The sequence below is a fragment of the Coprococcus sp. AF102-57 genome (genome assembly GCF_027686195.1).
GTDB lineage: Bacteria > Bacillota > Clostridia > Lachnospirales > Lachnospiraceae > Allocoprococcus > Allocoprococcus comes.
On record NZ_JAQCSY010000006.1, the window covers coordinates 104,196 to 125,892 of the forward strand.

At 41.7% G+C, this 21,697-nt stretch carries 24 protein-coding genes; 15 read left to right on the plus strand and 9 right to left on the minus strand.

Annotated features, from left to right (window positions below):
• Nucleotides 1-63: 63 nt before the first annotated feature.
• A complete protein-coding gene (gene guaA / locus PGZ10_RS05620) occupies nt 64-1,611 on the plus strand; it encodes a glutamine-hydrolyzing GMP synthase (RefSeq protein ID WP_270540924.1) in 1,548 nt (515 codons plus the stop codon).
• 77 nt (nt 1,612-1,688) lie between these two features.
• Here the strand turns inward: guaA and PGZ10_RS05625 are convergent, their stop codons facing one another.
• From PGZ10_RS05625 to PGZ10_RS05635, 3 genes are all read right to left on the minus strand, one after another.
• The gene (locus tag PGZ10_RS05625) at nt 1,689-2,870 is read right to left on the minus strand and encodes a site-specific integrase (protein ID WP_005333347.1); all 1,182 of its coding nucleotides are present in this window, start codon (nt 2,868-2,870) and stop codon (nt 1,689-1,691) included.
• A 34-nt stretch (nt 2,871-2,904) separates the two neighbouring features.
• Nucleotides 2,905-3,099: a DUF3173 domain-containing protein gene (locus PGZ10_RS05630; RefSeq protein WP_005333349.1), complete on the minus strand. Its 195-nt coding sequence runs from the start codon at nt 3,097-3,099 to the stop codon at nt 2,905-2,907.
• A 381-nt stretch (nt 3,100-3,480) separates the two neighbouring features.
• Nucleotides 3,481-3,798, minus strand: a complete 318-nt coding sequence (locus tag PGZ10_RS05635) for a helix-turn-helix domain-containing protein (protein WP_005333350.1) — start codon at nt 3,796-3,798, stop codon at nt 3,481-3,483.
• 192 nt (nt 3,799-3,990) lie between these two features.
• On the opposite strand from PGZ10_RS05635, the gene PGZ10_RS05640 reads away from it, so the two are divergent.
• The 8 genes from PGZ10_RS05640 (at nt 3,991) to PGZ10_RS05675 (ending at nt 12,622) form a co-directional block, all read left to right on the plus strand.
• A complete protein-coding gene (locus PGZ10_RS05640; protein ID WP_425458801.1) occupies nt 3,991-4,179 on the plus strand; it encodes a 2-ketoisovalerate ferredoxin oxidoreductase in 189 nt (62 codons plus the stop codon).
• Nucleotides 4,180-4,577: 398 nt separating this feature from the next.
• The gene (locus PGZ10_RS05645) at nt 4,578-5,717 is read left to right on the plus strand and encodes a hypothetical protein (protein WP_005333353.1); all 1,140 of its coding nucleotides are present in this window, start codon (nt 4,578-4,580) and stop codon (nt 5,715-5,717) included.
• Nucleotides 5,711-6,769: a YqaJ viral recombinase family nuclease gene (locus PGZ10_RS05650; RefSeq protein ID WP_005333354.1), complete on the plus strand. Its 1,059-nt coding sequence runs from the start codon at nt 5,711-5,713 to the stop codon at nt 6,767-6,769. The genes PGZ10_RS05645 and PGZ10_RS05650 overlap by 7 nt, the downstream gene beginning before the upstream one ends.
• 51 nt (nt 6,770-6,820) lie before the next feature.
• Nucleotides 6,821-9,058: an SF1B family DNA helicase RecD2 gene (gene recD2 / locus PGZ10_RS05655; protein WP_270540925.1), complete on the plus strand. Its 2,238-nt coding sequence runs from the start codon at nt 6,821-6,823 to the stop codon at nt 9,056-9,058.
• A gap of 83 nt (nt 9,059-9,141) precedes the next feature.
• Nucleotides 9,142-10,089 carry a hypothetical protein gene (locus PGZ10_RS05660; RefSeq protein WP_005333375.1) on the plus strand — a complete coding sequence of 316 codons (948 nt, stop codon included), beginning with the start codon at nt 9,142-9,144 and terminating at the stop codon, nt 10,087-10,089.
• A 54-nt stretch (nt 10,090-10,143) separates the two neighbouring features.
• Complete coding sequence (locus PGZ10_RS05665; protein ID WP_005333381.1) at nt 10,144-11,364, plus strand: CHC2 zinc finger domain-containing protein; 1,221 nt, start codon at nt 10,144-10,146, stop codon at nt 11,362-11,364.
• Nucleotides 11,361-12,143, plus strand: coding sequence for a class B sortase (gene srtB, locus PGZ10_RS05670; protein ID WP_005333383.1), 783 nt, complete (start codon nt 11,361-11,363; stop codon nt 12,141-12,143). The genes PGZ10_RS05665 and srtB overlap by 4 nt, the downstream gene beginning before the upstream one ends.
• A gap of 62 nt (nt 12,144-12,205) precedes the next feature.
• A complete protein-coding gene (locus PGZ10_RS05675) occupies nt 12,206-12,622 on the plus strand; it encodes a hypothetical protein (RefSeq protein WP_020436703.1) in 417 nt (138 codons plus the stop codon).
• Nucleotides 12,623-13,199: 577 nt separating this feature from the next.
• Here the strand turns inward: PGZ10_RS05675 and PGZ10_RS05680 are convergent.
• The 3 genes from PGZ10_RS05680 to PGZ10_RS05690 all read right to left on the minus strand — a co-directional run bounded on the left by PGZ10_RS05680 (nt 13,200) and on the right by PGZ10_RS05690 (nt 15,116).
• Nucleotides 13,200-14,006 carry a hypothetical protein gene (locus PGZ10_RS05680; protein ID WP_005333388.1) on the minus strand — a complete coding sequence of 269 codons (807 nt, stop codon included), beginning with the start codon at nt 14,004-14,006 and terminating at the stop codon, nt 13,200-13,202.
• The gene (locus PGZ10_RS05685) at nt 13,978-14,571 is read right to left on the minus strand and encodes an RNA polymerase sigma factor (RefSeq protein WP_020436704.1); all 594 of its coding nucleotides are present in this window, start codon (nt 14,569-14,571) and stop codon (nt 13,978-13,980) included. Before PGZ10_RS05685 ends, PGZ10_RS05680 begins: the two co-directional genes overlap by 29 nt.
• A 149-nt stretch (nt 14,572-14,720) precedes the next feature.
• Nucleotides 14,721-15,116 carry a hypothetical protein gene (locus tag PGZ10_RS05690; protein WP_118011129.1) on the minus strand — a complete coding sequence of 132 codons (396 nt, stop codon included), beginning with the start codon at nt 15,114-15,116 and terminating at the stop codon, nt 14,721-14,723.
• Between the two features lie 321 nt (nt 15,117-15,437).
• Here PGZ10_RS05690 and PGZ10_RS05695 point away from each other — a divergent pair, with 321 nt between their 5' ends.
• On the plus strand, nt 15,438-16,376 hold the full coding sequence (locus tag PGZ10_RS05695) for a ParM/StbA family protein (protein ID WP_020436706.1): 939 nt from the start codon (nt 15,438-15,440) through the stop codon (nt 16,374-16,376).
• Between the two features lie 4 nt (nt 16,377-16,380).
• A complete protein-coding gene (locus PGZ10_RS05700) occupies nt 16,381-16,752 on the plus strand; it encodes a hypothetical protein (RefSeq protein WP_005333400.1) in 372 nt (123 codons plus the stop codon).
• A 150-nt stretch (nt 16,753-16,902) separates the two neighbouring features.
• Here PGZ10_RS05700 and PGZ10_RS05705 read toward each other — a convergent pair whose 3' ends face one another.
• Nucleotides 16,903-17,232: a helix-turn-helix transcriptional regulator gene (locus PGZ10_RS05705; RefSeq protein WP_005333402.1), complete on the minus strand. Its 330-nt coding sequence runs from the start codon at nt 17,230-17,232 to the stop codon at nt 16,903-16,905.
• Between the two features lie 413 nt (nt 17,233-17,645).
• On the opposite strand from PGZ10_RS05705, the gene PGZ10_RS05710 reads away from it, so the two are divergent.
• Both PGZ10_RS05710 and PGZ10_RS05715 read left to right on the plus strand, forming a co-directional pair.
• A complete protein-coding gene (locus tag PGZ10_RS05710) occupies nt 17,646-18,086 on the plus strand; it encodes a sigma factor-like helix-turn-helix DNA-binding protein (protein ID WP_023921559.1) in 441 nt (146 codons plus the stop codon).
• Nucleotides 18,086-18,274, plus strand: coding sequence for a helix-turn-helix domain-containing protein (locus PGZ10_RS05715; protein WP_005333406.1), 189 nt, complete (start codon nt 18,086-18,088; stop codon nt 18,272-18,274). The genes PGZ10_RS05710 and PGZ10_RS05715 overlap by 1 nt, the downstream gene beginning before the upstream one ends.
• Before the next feature lie 130 nt (nt 18,275-18,404).
• Here PGZ10_RS05715 and PGZ10_RS05720 read toward each other — a convergent pair whose 3' ends face one another.
• A complete protein-coding gene (locus tag PGZ10_RS05720) occupies nt 18,405-19,760 on the minus strand; it encodes an MATE family efflux transporter (protein ID WP_005333407.1) in 1,356 nt (451 codons plus the stop codon).
• 210 nt (nt 19,761-19,970) lie between these two features.
• On the opposite strand from PGZ10_RS05720, the gene PGZ10_RS05725 reads away from it, so the two are divergent.
• Nucleotides 19,971-20,495, plus strand: a complete 525-nt coding sequence (locus tag PGZ10_RS05725; RefSeq protein WP_005333410.1) for a PadR family transcriptional regulator — start codon at nt 19,971-19,973, stop codon at nt 20,493-20,495.
• 153 nt (nt 20,496-20,648) lie between these two features.
• Here PGZ10_RS05725 and PGZ10_RS16790 read toward each other — a convergent pair whose 3' ends face one another.
• Nucleotides 20,649-20,990, minus strand: coding sequence for a winged helix-turn-helix domain-containing protein (locus PGZ10_RS16790; RefSeq protein ID WP_005333412.1), 342 nt, complete (start codon nt 20,988-20,990; stop codon nt 20,649-20,651).
• A 253-nt stretch (nt 20,991-21,243) separates the two neighbouring features.
• Between PGZ10_RS16790 and PGZ10_RS05735 the strand changes: the two genes are divergently transcribed.
• Nucleotides 21,244-21,555, plus strand: a complete 312-nt coding sequence (locus PGZ10_RS05735) for a winged helix-turn-helix domain-containing protein (protein ID WP_023921561.1) — start codon at nt 21,244-21,246, stop codon at nt 21,553-21,555.
• The last annotated feature ends 142 nt before the right edge of the window (nt 21,556-21,697 follow it).

A 21,697-nucleotide genomic window follows, 5' to 3' on the forward strand; every position in this document is an offset into this window, starting at 1 on the left:
AAATATAAAAGCAATAAATAGAAAAAGCGGTCTGAAAGGATCGTATTTTACAGGAGGAAAACCTTGAAGAACGAATTAGTGATTGTACTTGACTTTGGTGGACAGTATAACCAGCTTGTCGCAAGACGTGTCAGGGAATGTAATGTATATTGCGAAATTTATTCTTATAAGATTGATATCGAAAAGATTAAAGCAATGAACCCGAAGGGAATTATCCTGACAGGAGGACCGAATAGCTGTTACGAACCGGATTCACCGACTTATTCTGAAGAACTCTTTAAGCTTGGCATTCCGGTACTTGGTCTTTGTTATGGTGCACAGCTTATGTCTCACGTACTTGGCGGAAAAGTTGAAAAAGCTGACGTCAGAGAATATGGTAAGACAGAAGTCATCATCGACAAGAAAGATTCCAAAGTATTTGAAAATGTATCTGCAACAACAACCTGCTGGATGAGCCATTTCGATTATATTTCGCAGGTGGCACCGGGATTTGAGATTACTGCACACACAGCAGACTGTCCGGTAGCAGCAGCAGAAAATGCAGCAGAAAAGCTTTATGCAATCCAGTTCCATCCTGAAGTGCTTCATACACCGGAAGGAACCAAGATGATCAACAACTTTGTAAAGAATGTCTGTGGATGTGTCGGCGAATGGAAGATGGATGCATTTGTTGAAAATACCATCCAGGAAATCCGTGAAAAAGTTGGGGACGGAAGAGTACTTCTTGCGCTTTCAGGCGGAGTTGATTCCTCTGTGGCAGCAGGACTGCTTTCCAGAGCAATCGGCAAACAGCTTACCTGCGTATTTGTAGATCACGGTCTTCTTCGTAAGAATGAAGGCGATGAAGTTGAGGCAGTATTTGGACCGAAGGGTCAGTTTGACCTGAACTTTATCCGTGTCAATGCACAGGAAAGATACTACAACAAGCTTGCCGGAGTTACAGAACCGGAAGCAAAGCGTAAAATTATCGGAGAAGAATTTATCCGTATTTTTGAAGAAGAAGCAAAGAAGATCGGTGCAGTGGAATTCCTTGCACAGGGAACGATTTACCCGGACGTTGTAGAAAGCGGACTTGGTGGAGAATCAGCAGTGATCAAGTCTCATCACAACGTAGGAGGACTTCCGGAGTATGTTGATTTCAAAGAAATCATTGAACCACTTCGTGATCTCTTCAAAGATGAAGTCCGCAAGGCGGGTCTTGAACTTGGACTTCCGGAGAAGCTTGTATTCCGTCAGCCATTCCCGGGACCGGGACTTGGAATCCGTATCATCGGAGAAGTAACGGCTGAAAAAGTACGGATCGTACAGGATGCAGATGCAATTTACAGAGAAGAGATTGCAAACGCGGGACTTGACCGCAGCATCGGACAATATTTTGCAGCCCTGACCAACATGAGAAGCGTTGGTGTTATGGGTGACGAGAGAACTTACGATTATGCAGTTGCACTTCGTGCAGTGAATACGGTAGATTTTATGACTGCTGAGGCAGCGAAGATTCCGTATGAAGTACTTGATAAAGTAATGAGCAGAATTATCAATGAAGTTCGTGGGGTTAACAGAGTATTCTATGATCTGACGAGTAAACCGCCGGGAACGATTGAGTTTGAATAGTTGACGCTGGGCTACAAAGCCCGTAACCACGGGGCTTTGCGGCTTTGGGTGTTTGAAATTGCATTATCATTGCATTTTTATATTTCTTTGTGATACATTGCAGTATGCTGATTACTGGTATAATTAGCAATACTTTGAGAAGCTGACTGGTAGCTGAGAACCCCGGTCAGCTTCTTTGCAATCTCAATATTGGTGTTTGGATACAGATGACCATAAGTTCCTAGTGTCGTCTGTATTTTTTCATGTCCAAGACGCTCTTTAATCAGCAGTGGATTTTCGCCCATGCTGATAAGCAGGGAAGCATGCGAATGTCTCAGGGCATGAATTTTGATTCTGTGGACACCAGCTAAATTTGCCAATTTCTCTAATGCTCTTGGAAGCGTTGTTTTGCTGGTGGGTGTACTGTTATAACTCAGTACGAATCCACAATTTGGTAAAACCTTTGCCTGGACCGCCTTCCATTCTTGTAATTCCTTGATGGTATCAGCATCAATATAAATGGTACGGTTGCTTGCCTGCGTCTTAGGTTCAACGAATTTGTAGTCATTCATTGTTTTATAGTACAGTGTTTTACTAATAATCAGCATACCTGTTTCAAAATCAATATCATCCCACTGTAAGGCGGCAGCCTCTCCAATACGCATTCCAGTCATAAATAAAAGCCAGAACGAGATGAAGAGATAGTGCTCGTAGTAGTCACCTTTGTACAGCAGGGATATTACCTTCTGAAACTCCTCCAAAGTCCAGAAGTCGATCTTTACTTTTTTAGATTTGATATTGCCGATCATGCGGGCAGGATTCTTCTTTGCAAGTCCGAGGATAATCGCCCGGTCAAAAGCTAAACATAACATTCCCTGAACAATGCGTACATAGTTTGGACTGAATTGTTTTGCCAACTTGAGCTGCCAGGTCTGTACATTTATCGCTTCTATTTCGGACACTTTCTTCTTGTAGAAATAGGCAAAGTGTTTTTGAATGGTCGAGTAACGATTCTTGTAGGTACTTTCTTTCACCTGAGTTTTGTACCACGGAAGATAGATTTCTTCAATAAACTTTTTGAAGGTAATGTCTTCCTTCTTATCAGCTAATTCTTCCGTTGATGCAAGAATCAATTTGGAATACTCGGCACGGGCTTCTTTTTTTGTTGAGAATCCGCTGCGGTATTTTTGAATCTGTTTTCCGGTTACAGGATGATATCCGAGGTTGGCTCGAAAATAATAAGTGCCGTTTTCTGCTTTTTTAATTGGATCTTTTGCCATGATTTCACTCCTTACTAAAATGCAAAAAGCACGATCATTCTTGCTTATCGGGCAAAGTAATCCCTAATAATTCTTCAACGGCTTCTTTTGGAACCCTGTCTAATTTTCTGGATTGATAATAGGTATGCCCCTTTTCTACCATAAGTTCCTTTGCTTTTTTGATAATATCAGCAGCAAAGGAAGGACCGTAGCCTAATTCAATCAAATCCCTTTTTGTTACAGTTATCATGAATCTCCTTTCCACAGACAGGGAATCAACTTGATACCTGTCTATTATTATATCAAATTTTGAGTAAAAGTTCTCTAATAAAAGCGCTATAAGCTAAAATCCCAAAAGTCTATGTTATTCTTTCAGAAGCCAGTTCCTATGCCCGTTCCGGCCACGTAAAACGGTGTTACTTTGTAACTATTAAGCTGCAGTCGTGCGAAGATGCAAACTATCTGCAGTCACCTATATCAATCTCCCGAAAGATTTCTTTTGTTTTCAAGGTACGGCGAATGGATATATTACCCATTCAATTAAGGAATAGGGGGCTTTTCTTTAAGATTGAAAAATTTTAAGAAAAAATGATAAAAATAAAAGCTGCCTTGATTTGGCAGCCACGGAAATCTATTTGCGTTTTAGAGCCAGACGATTCAGCATGGAAATGAGCGCAAGCATATCCTCGTCATCGAGTTGTTTCATCAGATCAGTTGCTTTGTCAATCAGAGGAAGATTGTGCAGCTCTGAATCGAAGAACTGTTGAGGAGTGACTTCCAGATAGTCACAGATATCCAGAAAGCTCTGCATGGTAGGCAGAGAACGTCCGGAAGTGAGGGACTGGATGTAGCTTTTATTTTTGCCAAGATCCAGACTCATCTGATATTCAGATACATTTTTCTTTAAACGCAGTTCGCTGATGCGTTCTCCAATAAAGTTTTTATCCATACATTTACACCTCTCTTCCACATTTTAAACTATTTACTTACAGCAAATTACGGAATAAAATAGAGATATATTTGAAATATAGTGATTATTCCGTAATATAACCGTAATTTACTAAAATGATACAAAAAAAGAAATTATGGATGATAGAAAATGGATTTTGGGGTATGATGATAGCAAAGGAAGTGGATGTCTGTGCGGATTATAGGAAATGAGCAGGAAATTGAATGGGCGAAGGAAGCACTGCGGAATCAATGTAACGATTGTCCCTACTTGGACTGCTGTAATGAAAAGGCGAAAGAGGAGTCAAAGCAGTGTGGAACGGTTCGGTTTGGCTGCCGGGAGTATCTGAAAGAGAAGATTGAATTCGTAGTAGAAAAATAGATGTAGTATTTTGAACAAATATAAACACCATATATAGTATAAGCCTGAATTGACATGAGGAATATCTTGTGCTAGTATACTGATATAGTTTATTTTATGCACACCCTTTTTGGGGAGTTTCGGGATTCATAAGAATCTCCAAACTTACAGGAAACAGCAGGAGCTGATTCCTGGCATAAGTAGTTTATGTTTGTAGTGAGTGTCACGGTATGCCTTTTTTGGCTGCGTGGCACTTTTGTTTTTTCAGGAAGAAACCAGACTTTTAAGAATGAACAGAGAAAAGACTCTCTTTTCATTCTTTTTTTGTGCTTACATTTAGGTTTCGGCATAGTTGCATGCCACAACCAGCTTCGGCTGTTGATGGATAAATATTATTTTAAGAAAGGTGGAATAAGAACATGAATGAAGCAAGAGTGTATGCAGATGGATTTGAGAGATCCTTTGCAGAAGTAAAAGATCTGCTGGAGTTTCTGGCAGAGAGAGGAAGAAATGCCAAATGGATCAGAAAGCCAACGAATACGTTACGGCTGGCACCACTGGAAAAGGAGGCTCAAAATCTGGATGCGGCAGATGCATCCATGGAAGAAATTTTGGAGGATACAGAGAAGAATACGCAGCTTGTACTGAAAATGAGAGGAGAATCCTATCCGGTACGTGACTGTGCCATCCGCACCATTTTAAGCCGCGCAGGTGTCAATGGAGACGGGCTTCGCAAGCTGGATAAGGCAACATATGCGAAGGTAGTCAATTACTGCCTGCGGGTTGCAAAAGGGGATGCCCTGATTAAGATTGCGGACGGAAAGGTTTCCGCAGTACATGGCGGGGATAAACATGATTATTGCATCCTTGATATGAAAGCCATGTTTGAGACAACCTGCGAATATCTGAATCTGAATTTCAAAGGCAGTGTTTACATGGAGGGCTCTGGTATCTATGACCATTCCATTGTATCTGCCATGTGGAAGCTCGGAGGAAGTCAGGAACTTCTGGATACTTACCGAAAAGCACTGGATGCACACGGAATGGATGAGAAGATCCTGTCACCGGCACTTCGTTTTACCACATCTGACGTGGCAGCGAGCGGTGCAAATCTGTATCCGATGCTTTTGACAGACGGACCAAACGGCGTTATCAGTCTGGGAAGTCCAATCAAGCTGGCTCACGATAAAGGGGCAACGATTCTGGACTTCCGGAAAAATCTGGAGCAGGTATGCGCCCGCTATGTGGATGCGATGAAGAATCTTACTCAGCTTATGGACATTGAGATCCGTAATCCGGTGAACTGCCTGAAGCTGCTGATGAAGGAACTTGGCATTAAACAGAAGATCCGGAATGAGGTGGTGGAGCTATTTGTATCCCAGAACGGGGAAGGTGCCTGTACGGCACATGATCTTTATTATGCCATGAATGAAGCCTCCTTTTTTGCAGCCTGTGAAGGAATGTCCGGACAGGGCATCCTGAAGCTGGAGGAGGATATTACGAAGGCGCTTATAAAAGACTGGAAAAAATATGACGTTTATGGAGCAGTCAAATGTTAGGAGGAATTGGAATGAATAACAAAGCAGAGTATACACCGGAAAAGGTTGTGGATATCAGTAACCTGTCAAGAGAAGACTGGTTGGAATACCGCAAAAAAGGAATCGGCGGCAGTGATGTAGCGGCAATCATGGGGATCTCTCCATTTGCCACTATCCGGGATCTGTTTTACAACAAAACAGGTGTGCAGCCGGTCATTCAGGAGGAAGAGGAAAGCAACTGGGTTGCCAAGGAAGTCGGACACCGGCTGGAAGATCTGGTGGCAGAAATCTTTTCCAAAAAGACCGGACTGGAAGTATTTCCGGTACGTGTCATGTTCCGGCATCCATTATATCCGTTCATGCTTGCAGATGTGGATTTTTTTGTTCGTATGCCGGATGGGACATTTGCGATTCTGGAATGTAAAACCTGCAATTATAATGCGAAAGATAAGTGGGCTGATGAGGGTATTCCAGCTCATTATGTGCTGCAGGTAAGGCATTATCTGTCTGTGATGAATATGCAGAAAGCCTTTATCGCATGCCTGTATGGAAATAACGAGAATGAGTTTGTGTATCGCACCATTGAGCGTGATCTGATTGAGGAAGAAGACATCATTGATCAGGAAACGTATTTCTGGCAGGAACATGTATTGAAAAATGTAGTACCGCCGCATAACGGGAATTCCGATCTGGTTCTGGCAAATATCCGTAATTATGGTGGTTTTGCAGACAAATCTATTCCGGAAATTGTGCTTTCCGGTCTGGAATCAAAAAATCTTGAGAAGTATCTTACCCTTTCGGAGGAAAAGTCACAGTTGGAAAAACGGAAAAAGGAAATCGAAGCAGAACAGCGGGCAATCAGTGTTCCTTTTGTGGAACAGCTGGGGCAGGGCTGCAAGGCAGTGCTGGAGGACGGTACGAACCGTTACCGTATTACCTATAATCCGACCAGACGTACTTCGGTTGGGAAAGACCAGATGGAGAAGCTGAAAAACCAGCATCCGGATATCTATGAGGAATATACAAAAACAACGGAGAGCCGTACTTTCCGAATTAAGAAGGAGGCGGCGTAATGAGAAAACCAAATGAACGGATGCGGATAAAAAGCTGGAGGGATATAAACAATGAGGTGCAGATTTAAACATAAGATTTTCCAGAATGAGGAGAATGGGTATACGATTGCCATATTCACCACACAGGATACGTCTGTCCCCCTGTCAGCCAGAGACAAATATCTGGCATCCCGGAATATCATCGGCTTCTCAGCGATTGGATTCGGTCTTCCGCTTACAGACGAGATTGAGCTTGAGATGGAAGGCAGATGGGAGAGCGGAGAGCATGGAACTCAGTATCAGGTGGAAAATTTCATGGAGGTTGTACCACGGACAAAGGAGGGTATCTTAGGATACCTTTCTTCCGGTGCAATCAAAGGTATCGGTCCCAAGATGGCAGATACTATTTTCCGGAAGTTTGGGCTTCAGACACTGGAAATCATGGAAAACAACCCGCAGGAACTCTTGAAGATCCGTGGAATTTCCGAGAAGAAGCTGGCTGCTATTGTGGAGTCCTATGGAAAAAACCAGGTGTTCCGGGAACTGATGACGTTTCTGGCGCCTTTTAAGGTAACACCCAAAAAAGTGAATATGATTCTGAAGAAATTCGGAAATGAATCGGTGGATATTATCCGGCACCGCCCTTACATGCTGAGTGCAGTCAAAGGCTTCGGGTTTCTGACTGTGGATGCGATCGGAAGACAGTGCTGCTGTGCACTCAATGATCCCATGCGGATATCCGGGTGCATCGGACATATCATGAATCAGGCAATGAAAGAAGGACATCTGTTTAAGCAGCGTCAGGAGGTTATCAGGGAAGCACTGGAAATGCTGAACCGGGATCTGCAGGTCATGGCAGTATCGGAGCAGGATGTCAGTCAGGTGCTTTACCGGCTGGTGCTGCAAAAAAGCATTGTTGTGGAGGAAGAACGGATCTATTCTATCCGGCAGTATGAAGAAGAAACACAGACCGCTTCCATGATAGCCAGACGGCTTTTGGAGAAGCCGGTTTTGCTGTCCATTGAACCGGAGCTGGAAAAGGCACAGAAGACACTGGGGATCACGCTGTCAGAAACACAGAAACAGGCAGTGCGGATGGTGTTTGCACATCCCATCAGTATTATTACCGGAGGTCCCGGAACCGGAAAGACAACGGTTCTCAAGGTGATTCTCTATATCCATCAGGCGTTATGCAGGTCAGAGGTACAGCTTATGGCTCCGACCGGACGTGCGGCAAGACGTATGGTGGAGAGTACCGGCTGTGAAAATGCATCCACGATGCATCTGGCCCTGGGGCTTTTGGGAGATGATACGGATTTTGAACCGGATTTTGAGTACCTGTCTGCCGGATTTCTAAATGTAGATGAGGTGTCCATGGTGGACATGCATCTTGCCTATGAATTTTTCCGGCGGGTTAGCAGACATGCCAGAGTCCTTTTAGTCGGGGATAAGAACCAGCTTCCATCCGTAGGAGCCGGGGATGTGTTCCGGCAACTGATTGCCTGCGGGCTGATTCCGGTCACGGTACTGGATCTGGTTTACCGGCAGGGCGCTTTGAGCAGCATACCTTATAATGCAAAACTGATGCAGGAGAATAAGACTAATCTGAGCTTTGGGGAGGATTTTCAGTTCATTGCCTGTAAAGGAGCAGATGAAGCGGCAGAGATTGTCCGGAGGATTTATCTGGACGAGATTGCAAAAAACGGCATGGATCAGGTACAGATCCTGACTCCGTATCGGAAACGCAGTGCTGCCGGAGTGGATGAATTGAACAAATCTCTGGAGGATTTTGTAAATCCGCCAATCGCAGGGAAGAAGGAACTGCATATCGGCAGTCAGGTGTTCCGGGTTGGCGATAAGATTTTACAGAATAAAAATACCGAGATGGCGAGTAACGGCGATCTGGGCAGGATACTGGACTGTATCACGGATGAGGATGGAAATGCCAGGGCAGTGATCGGATTCCCGGATGGGTGGCAGGTGCAATATGAAGCTGACCAGATGGAAATGATCGAACATGCTAACGCAACAACCATCCATAAGGCACAGGGTTCCGAATGTCCGGTTGTCATCATCCCTTGGGTAAAAGCCTTTTATATGATGCTGAAGCGCAATATTCTCTATACCGGAGTGACCAGAGCGAAAAGCAAGGTTTATCTGGTAGGGGAATGGGCTGCAGTCTGTCAGGCAATCCATACGGATGACAGCGGGACAAGGAACACCATTCTGAGTGAGCGGATCGTACAGTATTACGATCAGTATCAGAGTGAACAGAAACCGGAAATGGAGCAGTTAAAACTTGTTGTTTAAAAATATTTTTCAATTTTTGAAATAAGCGGACTATTACTCTTATATAGGGGAACGTCTGCTTTTCTAAATGAAAGGAGCAGAGAATGAAAGAATTATTGTATAAGAAATCAGAGGCAGTTGCCGCTTTGAACCGTGTGGATGGCTTCCATCCGATGGAACTGGCAAGAAAGATTGGAGAAGAAGGGCAGGAGGAGCAGCTTTATCTGGATGTGAAATACCGGAAGCTATGGTTTCGTCTGGTCAATCCGGCAGGAAAGATCATCAGCCGGATTATCACTTTCACAGAGAACATGGCAGTTGTGGAAGCACGTATCTATCTGGATAAATGTGATCAGGAAGACAATTATGTAGCCAATTCCTTTTCGCAGAAATTCCGGAGCGATGACCCGAAGTTTGGAGACAAATTTCTGGAAATGGCAGAAACAGCAGCCGTAGGAAGGGCATTATCGGATGCCGGATATGGTGTGCAGTTTGCGGATGTGGGAGAGGAAAATGATCCTGCACAGGTAGATGCCGGAATTCCATATCAGAATCCACAGATGCCGGATTCAGGTGCCATGGAAAATGCAGCCATGCCGGATTCGGGTGTCATGCCAAATGCCCCTATGCCAACTTATGGAGAGATGCCAGGTCAGCCGGAATATGCAGGCCAGCAGATGATGAATCAGTTCTATCAGCAGGCACAGGCGGCGGGAAGCACCATTTACCATGGCAGTGGACAAATGCCTGGCTACGGTTCCGCTCCGGCTGCCTCTACGCCGCCAAAGACCGGACAGATGCTGCAGGGAGCATTACAGAATCTGGATACGTCCCTTCCGGTAGAAGAACTGATGAAACACATGAACTATGAAATGGCAGTCGGGACTGTGATTCCGGGAAAGGGAAAATACGGCGGAAAGACCATGGGACAGGTGGCAGTTGAAAGCCCGTCAACGATCCAGTGGTTTGCCGAGCAATATTCCGGACCGAACAATCTGGTTCCGGCGGCAGCAAAGGTAATTTTACAAAAAGCAATGCCGATGGCTGGTTAAGGAAGAACCCCGCAGAGAGCTTTTTTCTGCGGGGGAAAGGAGGAAGAGACCGGGATGTATTATGATATGTCTGGGTTTGATTATGGAATACTGGATGTGGTGCAGGTGCTGCATCTCAGAAAGCGGCGGGGAAACTATTATGACTGCCCGTTTTGTGGAGAGACGCATGGAAAACTGAATATCAATGTGGAAAAGAATGTATTCCGGTGCAACCGCTGTGATGCGTCCGGGGGGATGCTGAAGCTTTATGCGGATTTGCACAATGTTACACTCTCCGAAGCAAATCAGCAGATCCGGGAAGCATTAGGAAAAGGAGAATACCGGACGGATTATATCAAAGCAACGCCGGTACAGGAAGAAAAGGCAACGGCAGAGCTTGCACCCATAGAGGAAATCCACCGGACGTATCAGAGAATGCTGTCCATGCTCACGCTTAACAGGAAGCATCAGGAGGATCTGCAAAGACGAGGATTAAAACCGGAACAGATCGAAGCACAGCGTTACCGGAGTGTCCCGCTGTTTGGAATGAAGAAGCTGGTCAAAAGGCTGGCAGAAGAAGGATATATGGTGAAAGGCGTGCCGGGATTCTACCGGGATACAGACGGAAACTGGACGATTAACTTCAAAGCAGAAAACTCAGGAATCCTGATTCCCATAGTTTCTTTGGACGGGTTCATCCAGGGTTTTCAGATCCGGGTAGATCATGTGACTGACACGAAAAAATATATCTGGCTGTCCAGTGTCAATTATGACCAGGGAGTTTCCTCCGGAAGTCCGGTACATGTGATCGGTGATCTTGCCGCAGAACGTGTCTATCTGACCGAAGGAGCCTTAAAAGGGACCATAGCCCATTATCTGTCCGGCGCTACCTTTGTGTGCGTTGCCGGAGTGAACCAGTACCGGAATCTGAAACCGGTGCTGGAGCGGATGAAAGGATATGGGATGAAACAGCTTTTGGAGGCGTATGACATGGATAAGAAGATGAAAGTAGCCTGCAATAAGCATGACAGTAAGTGTGCGGTCTGTTTTGAGCGTTCCCCTGTTATCTGCCAGCATAAGGCGGAGAAACGGAGGATTATCCAGAACGGCTGCAATAAGGTCTATGAAATCTGCCGGGAGCTTTCCCTGCCGATGAACCGGATGGTCTGGGATATGGACGAGAGCGGGGAGTGGAACGGGAAACACAAGGGGATTGATGACTATTTAGCCGCCATCAAACAGAAGGAAGGAACCGGGGCACAGACTTCGGCTCTTCCGAAAGGAGAACAATCATGAGAAAAAAAGGAAATACGGTTCTTGCAGGACTCATTATCTGCCTGTTGCTTGTTTTTCTCGCAGCGGCAGGAAAACTCTTTGGTGCTTATCTGAAGTATCAGAAAGGGGACGTAAGTTACGAGAAACTGCAGGAATATGTTCAGGAACCAGAGGAAGAAGAATCACCGGAGTCTGAGAAAGAAAAGGAGGAACCTAAGAATAGGTATCTAGAAATTGATTTTGCAGGTTTAAAAGCGGTTAATCCGGATGTCATAGCGTGGATTCAGATTCCGGCACTGGATATTAGTTATCCGGTGGTACAGGGGAAAGATAATGCATATTATCTTCATCACCTTTTTTCGGGAGAATCCAATATCAACGGGAGCATCTTTGTGGACTGCCATAATCAGCCGGACTTTACGGATCAGAATACGATCGTGTACGGGCATAATATGAAAAACGGGAGCATGTTCGGAACTCTGGATAAGTACCAAGACAAAGAGCTATTTGAACAACATCCGGAGTTTTATCTCTATTTGCCGGACAAGATCCTCAAGTATCGTATCTTTTCCTGCTATGCGGGAAGAACCGGAAGTGAGGGATATAGGTATCATTTCCCGGAAGCGGAAGATTTTCAGACGTTTCTGGATACGGTGTCTTCTTATAGGGATTATGATACCGGCACCGAGCTGTCGGCAACGGATCGGATAGTTACGCTGTCTACCTGTGTCAATTCCAGACGGAATTATCGCTATCTGGTACATGGAAAATTAAGCAGTGAGATCATCACAGAGGAATAAAAGAATCGTGCTGGTGTGAGAAGAAATTTCTTATGCCAGCTTTTATTATGGGAGGAAATGTAATGGGAACAGCATTGGTTATGGAACATGCAAACGCACTGGCACAGATGATAGTCAGTGAAAAGGACAAGTTATTTGATGAAAGAGTGGAGGCTCTTGTAAAACTTTATAGAAGGGCGGAATTTTATCTGAAGCAGGGATTTCTGGAGAGCATCGTCTGCGAGTTCCATCGGAAGAAAGTGGAAATGATTATGCAGGCGGAAACAAAAGGAGAGATTACGGAAATACTGAAGTTATCAAAACCGCATTTTGACGGGAAAAAATTTGTCTATACCTCTCCGTATGCTGTGGAAGAGGAAGAGCTTCTCCTTTGGTCTCTGACATCACTGCAAGGTCCACTCCGGGATGAAGGGTATCGAAGATATCGGGAATTATTTGAGAAGTGCCTGCCGGAGATGGCAGAAAAGATTCCGGCGTAGAACAATGGCATAACAAAGGAACGAAAAAACTATCTTTTATTTTACTGTAATTTCACTCTTTATTGAATCTGCAATACTTTACAAAGTTTTTTACGGAAAAATGCTTCGGATTAATATACTTAACACCAGTATCTATCAGCTTAAATTTTGAATAACCAAACACCAGTGTTTCATTATTCACAAAAATCGTCATCTATCCAGAAAGCAGGTAAAATATGTTCACAATAATCAGAGTATTTTCTGCATTCAATACATTCTTCATCTAAAGAATCTACGCCGACATAATGAATATGATAATCTACAGTATCGTTTACAAATCTTTCAAGGAAGATGTTCAAAACAAAGGCTACTCTATCATCACAATAAACATAACCAATTAAATTCTTATGAATGATACAGTAAACGAGATAAACACAGCGTGTATCAACGATGCAGTTGAAATTGTATCCAGATTAAAGCCTATTTATACTTTAAAGCATGCACGGAGACAGCAAGAAGACCTATTCCTGTACGGAAGAGGTCTTCCTGTCCTTATACTAAAGTTAATTGGTATGCTGAAGTCCCGCAAAAGCAACATTTAATTTACCTCCAGATTACCGCTTTTAAGAGATAGATAATCGGAACTTCCGCTAAGCAGATAGAAAAAATATTCCCCTTTTTCATCTGGTGAGAAACTATATTTTCCACTCAGTTCATCGAACACTTCTCCTTCATACATTATCCCGTCTTTTACATAACCGATAATCAAATCTTGGGATACTGTAATGTCTGATTTATATTTATCAAACGAAATGACTATATTATCTTTATCAGTTAGTTCCCATCCCTTTCCATTGTCTTGTGTAAGTACACAAAGTGAATTGTTGATTAGAATTATTTCTGGAATGATATACATTTCATCTGATTTATCAGTAGGAATCTCTACTATTGATGATGGTATGAAATTAGGCATCAGACTGCTTTTAACAATTCTGCTTTCAGGAAATTCTGATGAAGATTTGGCTAATTCCTCAATATCAACAACTTTCCCCTTTTCATTGGTATATACACCGTCTTTTAATATGATGTAGCTTCTATCATTGGTTTCTGTCCCGATTAAATGTCGATTGCTGTCATCAATTAAAGCCGATGTTAACAGATGACTGATTGCAGCATATACAGGCATACACAAAAACACTGAAACCACAGTTACAATAATTGCAGTTCTATAAGTGAACTTTAAAGGCTTATGTTTTGAAGCTGTTTTACAAAATACATTTTGACGTATCTTTTGTTTGGAATATTTTTTCAGTATTTTATTGCAATCATGAAAATACACTTCCTCAATAAAAGATTCATCAATTTCACTCATTAACTCATTCAAAGAAAATTTTACAGTCTTCATATCTAAATCCCTTCTTTTCCATTTTTAGTTTTAATTTTTTACGTCCGCGTAACAGTTTGGATTTTACTGTAGATTCTTTTAATCCGGTTTCTTCTGCTATTACAGCGATTGTCTTAGTGTAATAGTAGTACGAGATAAAACATTTTCTTTCGTCAACTGATAGTTCATATATGCTTTCTTTTAAGCATTTGATTACTTCTTCTTTTAACGGCCCGTATTCAATATGTTCGTTCGTTCCAACCTGAAACGCATCTTCGTAATTTTCAAAATGCATCTTAGAGGTTTTTCGTAATGCGTTTTTTGCCATGTTTCTTGCGATTGTTCCTAAATAGGGTTTGAATGTGCTGTAGTTATCTGTATCTAAATCTGCACTGTAATTCCATAGAGCTACAAAAACATTAGACACGACCTCCTCCTTGTCTTCATATGGCAAAGCACTTCCAATAATATTCTCGACTATGTATACAACATATCTGTAGTATTTGTTCATACATATTTTTAAAGCGCGCTCATCTTTATTTTTTAGTTCGAGCATCAGTTGTTTCTCATCTATGTTAAATAACATGCTTCTACCTCATAAATTCAGTGAATACTATAGCAGTGGTTTAATAATGGGAATGTGTATTTTCAAAAAAGGGAACCGAGAAACCAAGTTAAAAAGCTTCAATTAAAATCAGGATAAGTACTCACCAGCACTTGAAATATTTTCCACTATTAAAATGTAATAGAAAATGATTTGATTGTAAAGGCATCAGAGGACAGATTAGTTACCATGCCGTAATAGTAATCTGTTGCCTGTGTCGTAAATCCTGAACGCAAACCACTTGCTGTAATCTCACGCACAAATTCTGATGAAGGTCCAGCTACGTATGCGCGTACTCTTGAACGATGAAAAGCAGAACGGCTCAAAGTGTAATTTATAGTTATGTATCTGCCGCTATTACAATAAAGTCCCATACTGTTATTTGATGGTGTTAATATGGCGACTTCGCCATTTTTCAATGTGATTCCGCGCCAAGTATATCGGGCATATGCATTTGGAATAACACCTTCTTCAACAACTTTCTGCAGGCTTTCGTCAGCAAACACAGTGTACTTCCATTCAATCATATTAGGGTCATCTGTAAGCGGCTCTGCTGCAAAAACATTAACACTTAGCGACAGCATCATAACGAGTGTTAGGATAAAACTGATTATTTTTTATAAGCCTTCATATATGTACACGACTCCTTTCCAAGGTTCCCTTTGTAATAAGATACACAGTAAATATTGTAACGGTTGCATTTATTTAAAAAATTAAAAAAGATAATTTTTAATTTTTGTTTTTTGAATTTTTTGATTGGTAAAATAAGAAAATGGATTATAAAGAGTTGCACTCTAGGTACCTCCTACGTACAGAATAAGTATCAAATACAAAGGAGTGAAATCATTATGATTAAAAAATTAAGAGTAGCCGTGGATCACGGGAACCGGAACATGAAAACCTGTCATTTTATCTTTACCACAGGACTGACGGAACAGGATAAAAAGCCTGCCAGGGGAGAGAAGTATCTGAAATATCAGGGAAAGTATTATACCCTTAGTGAGAAGCGGATTCCGTACCAGAGGGACAAGACGCAGGACAGCCGGAACCGATTCTGGATTCTGACCTTATTTGCCATTGCAATGGAGCTGGAGCAGAAAAGCCAGATCCAGCCGGAGGATGTCATTCAGGTGGAACTTCCGATTGGGCTTCCGCCGAAGCATTTTGCAGAGCTTTGTGAGAGATATGAACGCTATTTCAAAGGGGACGGGAAGGTGCAGGAACTGTGCTTCAACGATAAAGTCTATCACCTCTGTATACAGAATGTAATGGCGTTTCCGCAGGATTATGCAGCCATGATGACGAGGATGATGGAAATCCGTGAGATTCCGAAAGTCGTAGGGATTGATATTGGCGGATTTACTTCTGATTATCTTCTGATGAGAAGTGGCAGACCGGATATGGATTATTGTGATTCTCTGGAAAAAGGTGTGATTACCATGTATAACGATATCATTTCCAGTATTAACAGTGAATATGACATGCTTCTGGAGGAGGCAGATATCGACAGTATCATCAAGGGAAAAACGCAGTATTATGAGGAAGCTGTTGTACAGGCAGTAGAAACCATGGTTCAGAATTTTGTTACCGATCTTCTGAACAGCATCCGAGAGCGGGGCATTGATACAAAATCTACTTATACGGTGTTTATCGGCGGCGGAGCAGTGCTTCTGGAACGATTTCTGGAGCAGGCAGACCGGTTGGGAAAACATACCTTTATCCGGGATATGAAAGCAAATGCCGATGGATATGATCTTTTGTATCGCATGACACAGGCTGGAGTGTGATTTTATGGGAAAGAAAAATCCGTTTGTATTCACTATTGGTTTTGATAAGTCGGATCCAGATCACGTGTATGTGACAGAACTTCTGAATACGACAGAGAAAAAAGCAAAACTGATCGTTGCGGCAATTCTGGCATATACGGGAAGAACGGATGAGACAGGTAATGGCAGTATAAGCATGGAACCGGATATGCTCCGGCCAATGATGCAGCAAATCATCCGGGAAGAAGTAAGAAAGGTATTGGAAGGGCAGGACGTTTCTAAGATAAATAGAGAAATGCCCACAGAAGTTGATTTGATGGAAGAAGAACCGCTGCGGATGGATCAGACTATGAGACAGAATGTAGTGGATGCTATCAGTGCATTTCGCAGGGCATAAAAAAGCAGGAGAGATACACATGCTTATGGCAGTGTACTCTCCTGTTCTTTGTATCAGAATGGGAATAGACAGAAAACTCACAGACTATTCACAGATTACTCACAGATTGTCTTTGTATAATGTGTAGATGATGAAGGATACGGGAGAGCCTTAACTTAGGTTCTTGAATCCATCCAGAAGTCCACGCAGTGTAGAAAGGGCAAGCTGTTTCTGCTCCTCCGGGCAGGAATTTAGTTCTGCCATGATTTGCTGCATGGTAGAATCCGGGTTCGTTTTCTGGTTAGAAAATATAGCATCTATGGAAATATGTAAGTAAGTTGCCAAGGCATAAAGTGTTTCCAACTGTGGATTGCCAATATAGTTTTCAATATCAGAGACAGTCCGTAAAGAAATCTTTGCCTGTTCCGCAAGGCTGTTTTGCGAAAGATTGCGGCGGAGACGTTCTTCCCTGACTGCATCTCCCAATAATTTTTTCACCATCTATATCACCTCACTTAATGCATATATTTTATCGTAGATTAACACTATACGAAATGCGTTAAAGTGCGTTATGATAAGCAGGATAACACATGCACAAATAGAGAAACATGGAAGTAAGTACGACAGACATGAATGGACAGCATAAGATAAAAGCCAAAGAGGAACTGAATCTGTTAAAAAAATCTTATCCATACAATGTGTCGGAGAGAAGTTAGAATATGCAGTATATGAGATACTATCATCGCATATCCTACACAATTACATAGAAAGAGAAGTATCGGCTGGACTACGAATAGAGTGGTCCAGCCTTTCTTTTTTTCGAAAAAATGAAGGCAGTGTCACGTTTTGTTGCCGCTCACCGCCATCCTCGGAATTTTTTGGAACGTGATAAAAAATTTCGGAGGATAAAACAAATGAACAAAAAAACATATACAGGATCAAAGATACAAAATCACTTTACAGCATATCTGATACAGTTTGTCCGTGGAAAACGACATGATTATCTGGAGAAGAAAATCCAGATGGCTGATGCAGAAGAACTGTTGGAGGATATTGGACAGATGGAGGCAAGAATTGTAATCGAAGAATTGCTGGAGAACCAAACGAGGGAGCAGCTTTTATTGCAGGAGGCACAGGGGAAATATCCAGAATGGAATAAGATGTCAGATGAAAGACTGATGAAAGCGCTTCATACGCTGCGGGATGAAGAACGGAAGCTGATTTACCAGCATGTGTTTGAAGAACGTACTTTTGAGGAAATGAGCAGGCTAAACGGGTTATCAGAGGAGCGATGCAAGGGTATTTATTATTATGCAATCCGGAAGATCCGCAAGGTGATGGGAGGTGAAAACTAATGAATTTTGAACGATTACTTTTAAAGGCAAAAGAAGGAAATGCAGATGCGGTACTGAAGATTTTAGAGATATATAAGCCGCTTTTAATTAAGAATGCGATTGTGAATGGCAGATTTGATGAAGATCTGTATCAGGAACTGGTAAGTACATTGCTTCAGTGTATCCAGAGATTCCAGATAATTGAGTAAGTTATCTTAAACAAAGGCTGCAATCACTCTCAGGGGAGTAACATCCTCTGGGAGTGATTGTTTTTTGAAGGGTGATATTGCCTCAGTTCGAAGCGGCAGACGGTGTTGATCTATTATGTTGCCTGATGCTTTAATGCTCTTTTGTTGTTGCCAGTTCTTTATGAAGATGTAGAGCCATAAACACAGTAACAATAGCAGAAATTACATCGGCAATCGGTTGTGCATATAGTATTCCATTTATGCCCCAGAATGATGGGAGCAACAGAATGATCGGAACAAAGCAAATACCTTGTCGGCAAGCCCCAAGAACGAATCCGGCGGTGCCTTTTCCAAGTGCAAGAAACAGAGAAGAATACACTGTGTAAAATCCAAATACGAAGAAGGAAAATCCATTTGCCATTAGCGATTTTTGACCTACAGAAATCATCTCTGTATTGCCTTCTGTAAATTGCGAAATAATCTGTGTGGAAAATAGGGCTATTGTCAATCCCACAACTACACAAAATATTGTTGACCATAAGATAGAAGTTTTAATTGCTTCCCTGAGCCGATCAAACTTTTTGGCACCATAGCTAAAGCCGGCAATTGGTTGGAAACCTTTTAAGAAGCCGAACACAACCAGAGTTCCCATTGAAGTGATTCTTGTAACAGCGCCCATTCCGGCGATAACAGCATCTCCATAGATATTAGCTTCCCGGTTTATGAATGCGATAGAAAGGCTTGTAAGAAGCTGGAAAGTCAATGTGGGTATACCGATTTTCAGAATTTCAGTTATGATCTGCTTAGAAGGACAAAATTCCTTAATGGAAAATGTAAAAGCGCTTTTTTTCTGTAATGCATAAATTAAATATACAAGAGTAGAAGCCATTTGAGAAATTGCTGTAGCGATTGCCGCACCAGCAACCCCCATGTCGAGAGTATAGATGAAAATAGGATCTAAACCAATATTCAATACAGCTCCTAATAATAATGCACACATAGTTGTTTTTGCGGCGCCTTCACTTGCAACGATATTGTTCATCGTTACATTAAATACATTGAAAATACATGAAATAACATAGATTCTTCCATAAGAAAGGGCGTATGGCATAATCGTGTCTGTTGCACCTAACATGGTTAAAATAGGTTTCAAAAAAATTGCAGTTCCGATAATAATAACTGCGCCAATACAAACACTGCTGTATAATGCAGTACTGGCGACTTTACTTGCAGCTTCCCTATCTCCTCGCCCTAAAAGTCTTGATAAGTAGGAGGCGGCACCATTGCCAAACATCAGACCTAAACCAACAACTACTTGTCCTAAAGGAAACGCAATGGAAATTGCACCCATTTGACTCTCGCCAAGTCCTCCTATGAAATAAGCATCCACCAAATTGTAGAGAGCGTTAATAAGCATACCAATCATTATCGGTATACCAAGAGCCATTAGTGCTTGGGGAACAGGTGCATTTCCTAATAAATCCATTTTGTTGTTATTCTTGTTCATTTCAAATACTCCTTTCAATTAAGAATATAAATTATAGTAGTATAAATTATAGTATACTACGTGAGAGAATACTACTATAATTTATAGTAGTTGTCAAGCGTGTATCCTGCAATTTCCTTGACAAGAGGTATAAAATCAAATACTATAAATTACAGTATATATAACCGTAAGTATTTTATAGCTTTCGTGGATATAGAAAGTGGGTGAACTATGGCTACAATAGATTTAATTGTGTTAGGAATATTGAAAAAGGAACCGATGGGAGCCTATGATATTCAAAAATTAGTGGAATATCGTAATATATCAAAATGGGTAAAAATCAGTACACCATCCATTTACAAAAAAGCAATTCAGTTGGAGGAAAAAGGCTTCATTAAAGGAGAAATTGTGAAAGAAGGTAAGATGCCTGAAAAAGCAGTTTATTCATTAACAGATGAAGGCGAAAAAGAATTTGTAAAGCTTATGATGGAAACAGCCTCTAAACCCATTCACTTTTTTTTAGATTTTAATGCAGTAATTGTAAATTTGGATAAGTTACCGCCTGAAAGTCAACAATCATGTATTGCCAGTATTGAGGAAAATATTGAAATATTAAAAACTTATCTGGAGGAAAATCTTCGAGAGAAAGAGAATGATCCGGAAATCCCTAAGACTGGTATGGCAGTATTGCAACAGCAGATAGTTTTGGCGGATGCTATTGAAAAATGGATTATTTCTCTAAAAAAAGACTTTTGATGAAGAAGTCACTAGCTGATTTCTTATTAGGTCTGCAGGATTGGGAAGAAACAGGGATGGATGCCGACCTATGTTCCGGCTTTGTAGCCAGAACATAGAAATTTTCTTAGTGGGGAATCTCCCTCAAACCCGGTGCTCCTTATATCCTGCAGATTAAACTTCAAATTTATACCCATATCCAACTACTGTTTTTATGTAATTCTTGTCGCTGGAATACTTTTTTATCTTCTTGCGTATTTGAAAAATAGTGTTTTCCACGGCGTGGAAATAACCATTTGCTTTTTCATGCCAAACTGCTTCATAAATCTGTTGTTTAGTAAAAGCCATCCCTGGATTTGAATATAGCATATAAAGTACATCAAATTCTTTTACAGAAAAGTTAATGTCTTTTCGTACTATTAAGCCGTAGGTCGTAAAGGTCTGCGACTTTAACTTTACCCGGAAAGGAGCTGCCACATATATAGGCAGTGCTGTAATTTTAACAGTAACGGTCACCAATCTATGGGGATGGCTTGTATATCCGGCTGAAATGCTAAAAAATCAGTGGTTCTTATTTATCACTTCACTCTGCCCCGGTAATTATGTGTTTGCCGTTTCTGGCTCTTGCAGCTATTGCGATTCTACTGGTCTATTACCAGACTATTTGCAGGTAAAGCATTGCTCTGGTTTTGAATTTGAGTTTTGGCAGTCTAATAATAGCATTTTAGATTAGCTGTGATAAGGTGAAACAGATTAGGAGGAAAGTAAATTGCATTACAAAGACAAAAACCTACAGATAGATATTCGCTGTCATACTGTTTTTATGAATGATCAAAAGATTGAATTGAGTCTGAAAGAATTTACGGTACTAAAATATCTAACAGAACATCCTGGCTGGGTATTCTCTCACGAGGAGATTTATCGTAATGTCTGGAAGGAAGAACCGATTGACTGTGCTAATGCGGTTATGTGCTGCATTAGCCAGCTTCGTAAAAAGTTAAAAGTAGATTCTCGGAACTGGAATTACATCCGCACCGTCCGAGGTGTGGGCTATAAGTTTCAACCACTCTCAGGGGAGTAACATCCTCTGGGAGTTTTTTGTCATATTTGTTGCACTTTTCGGCTCTGGTACGTACAGAAATAGAAAAGAAACATATCCCAAAATGTATACATTTTAGAAGTACGTTCCGGAAAGGGGGATTATATCTTAAAAAGGTTACACA

What these genes read in the sequence shown, in the direction of transcription:
- PGZ10_RS05695 (WP_020436706.1), top strand. Translation starts at nt 15,438, where the DNA reads ATGATTAAAAAATTAAGAGTAGCCGTGGATCACGGGAACCGGAACATG.
- PGZ10_RS05710 (WP_023921559.1), top strand. Translation starts at nt 17,646, where the DNA reads ATGAACAAAAAAACATATACAGGATCAAAGATACAAAATCACTTTACA.
- PGZ10_RS05630 (WP_005333349.1), bottom strand. Translation starts at nt 3,099, where the DNA reads ATGATAACTGTAACAAAAAGGGATTTGATTGAATTAGGCTACGGTCCT.
- PGZ10_RS05660 (WP_005333375.1), top strand. Translation starts at nt 9,142, where the DNA reads ATGAAAGAATTATTGTATAAGAAATCAGAGGCAGTTGCCGCTTTGAAC.
- PGZ10_RS05725 (WP_005333410.1), top strand. Translation starts at nt 19,971, where the DNA reads ATGGCTACAATAGATTTAATTGTGTTAGGAATATTGAAAAAGGAACCG.
- PGZ10_RS05625 (WP_005333347.1), bottom strand. Translation starts at nt 2,870, where the DNA reads ATGGCAAAAGATCCAATTAAAAAAGCAGAAAACGGCACTTATTATTTT.
- PGZ10_RS05720 (WP_005333407.1), bottom strand. Translation starts at nt 19,760, where the DNA reads ATGAACAAGAATAACAACAAAATGGATTTATTAGGAAATGCACCTGTT.
- PGZ10_RS05685 (WP_020436704.1), bottom strand. Translation starts at nt 14,571, where the DNA reads ATGTTATTTAACATAGATGAGAAACAACTGATGCTCGAACTAAAAAAT.
- PGZ10_RS05700 (WP_005333400.1), top strand. Translation starts at nt 16,381, where the DNA reads ATGGGAAAGAAAAATCCGTTTGTATTCACTATTGGTTTTGATAAGTCG.
- PGZ10_RS05675 (WP_020436703.1), top strand. Translation starts at nt 12,206, where the DNA reads ATGGGAACAGCATTGGTTATGGAACATGCAAACGCACTGGCACAGATG.
- PGZ10_RS05705 (WP_005333402.1), bottom strand. Translation starts at nt 17,232, where the DNA reads ATGGTGAAAAAATTATTGGGAGATGCAGTCAGGGAAGAACGTCTCCGC.
- PGZ10_RS05650 (WP_005333354.1), top strand. Translation starts at nt 5,711, where the DNA reads ATGTTAGGAGGAATTGGAATGAATAACAAAGCAGAGTATACACCGGAA.
- PGZ10_RS05690 (WP_118011129.1), bottom strand. Translation starts at nt 15,116, where the DNA reads ATGATTGAATGGAAGTACACTGTGTTTGCTGACGAAAGCCTGCAGAAA.
- PGZ10_RS05680 (WP_005333388.1), bottom strand. Translation starts at nt 14,006, where the DNA reads ATGAAGACTGTAAAATTTTCTTTGAATGAGTTAATGAGTGAAATTGAT.
- PGZ10_RS05665 (WP_005333381.1), top strand. Translation starts at nt 10,144, where the DNA reads ATGTATTATGATATGTCTGGGTTTGATTATGGAATACTGGATGTGGTG.
- PGZ10_RS05715 (WP_005333406.1), top strand. Translation starts at nt 18,086, where the DNA reads ATGAATTTTGAACGATTACTTTTAAAGGCAAAAGAAGGAAATGCAGAT.
- PGZ10_RS05635 (WP_005333350.1), bottom strand. Translation starts at nt 3,798, where the DNA reads ATGGATAAAAACTTTATTGGAGAACGCATCAGCGAACTGCGTTTAAAG.
- srtB (WP_005333383.1), top strand. Translation starts at nt 11,361, where the DNA reads ATGAGAAAAAAAGGAAATACGGTTCTTGCAGGACTCATTATCTGCCTG.
- recD2 (WP_270540925.1), top strand. Translation starts at nt 6,821, where the DNA reads ATGAGGTGCAGATTTAAACATAAGATTTTCCAGAATGAGGAGAATGGG.
- PGZ10_RS05645 (WP_005333353.1), top strand. Translation starts at nt 4,578, where the DNA reads ATGAATGAAGCAAGAGTGTATGCAGATGGATTTGAGAGATCCTTTGCA.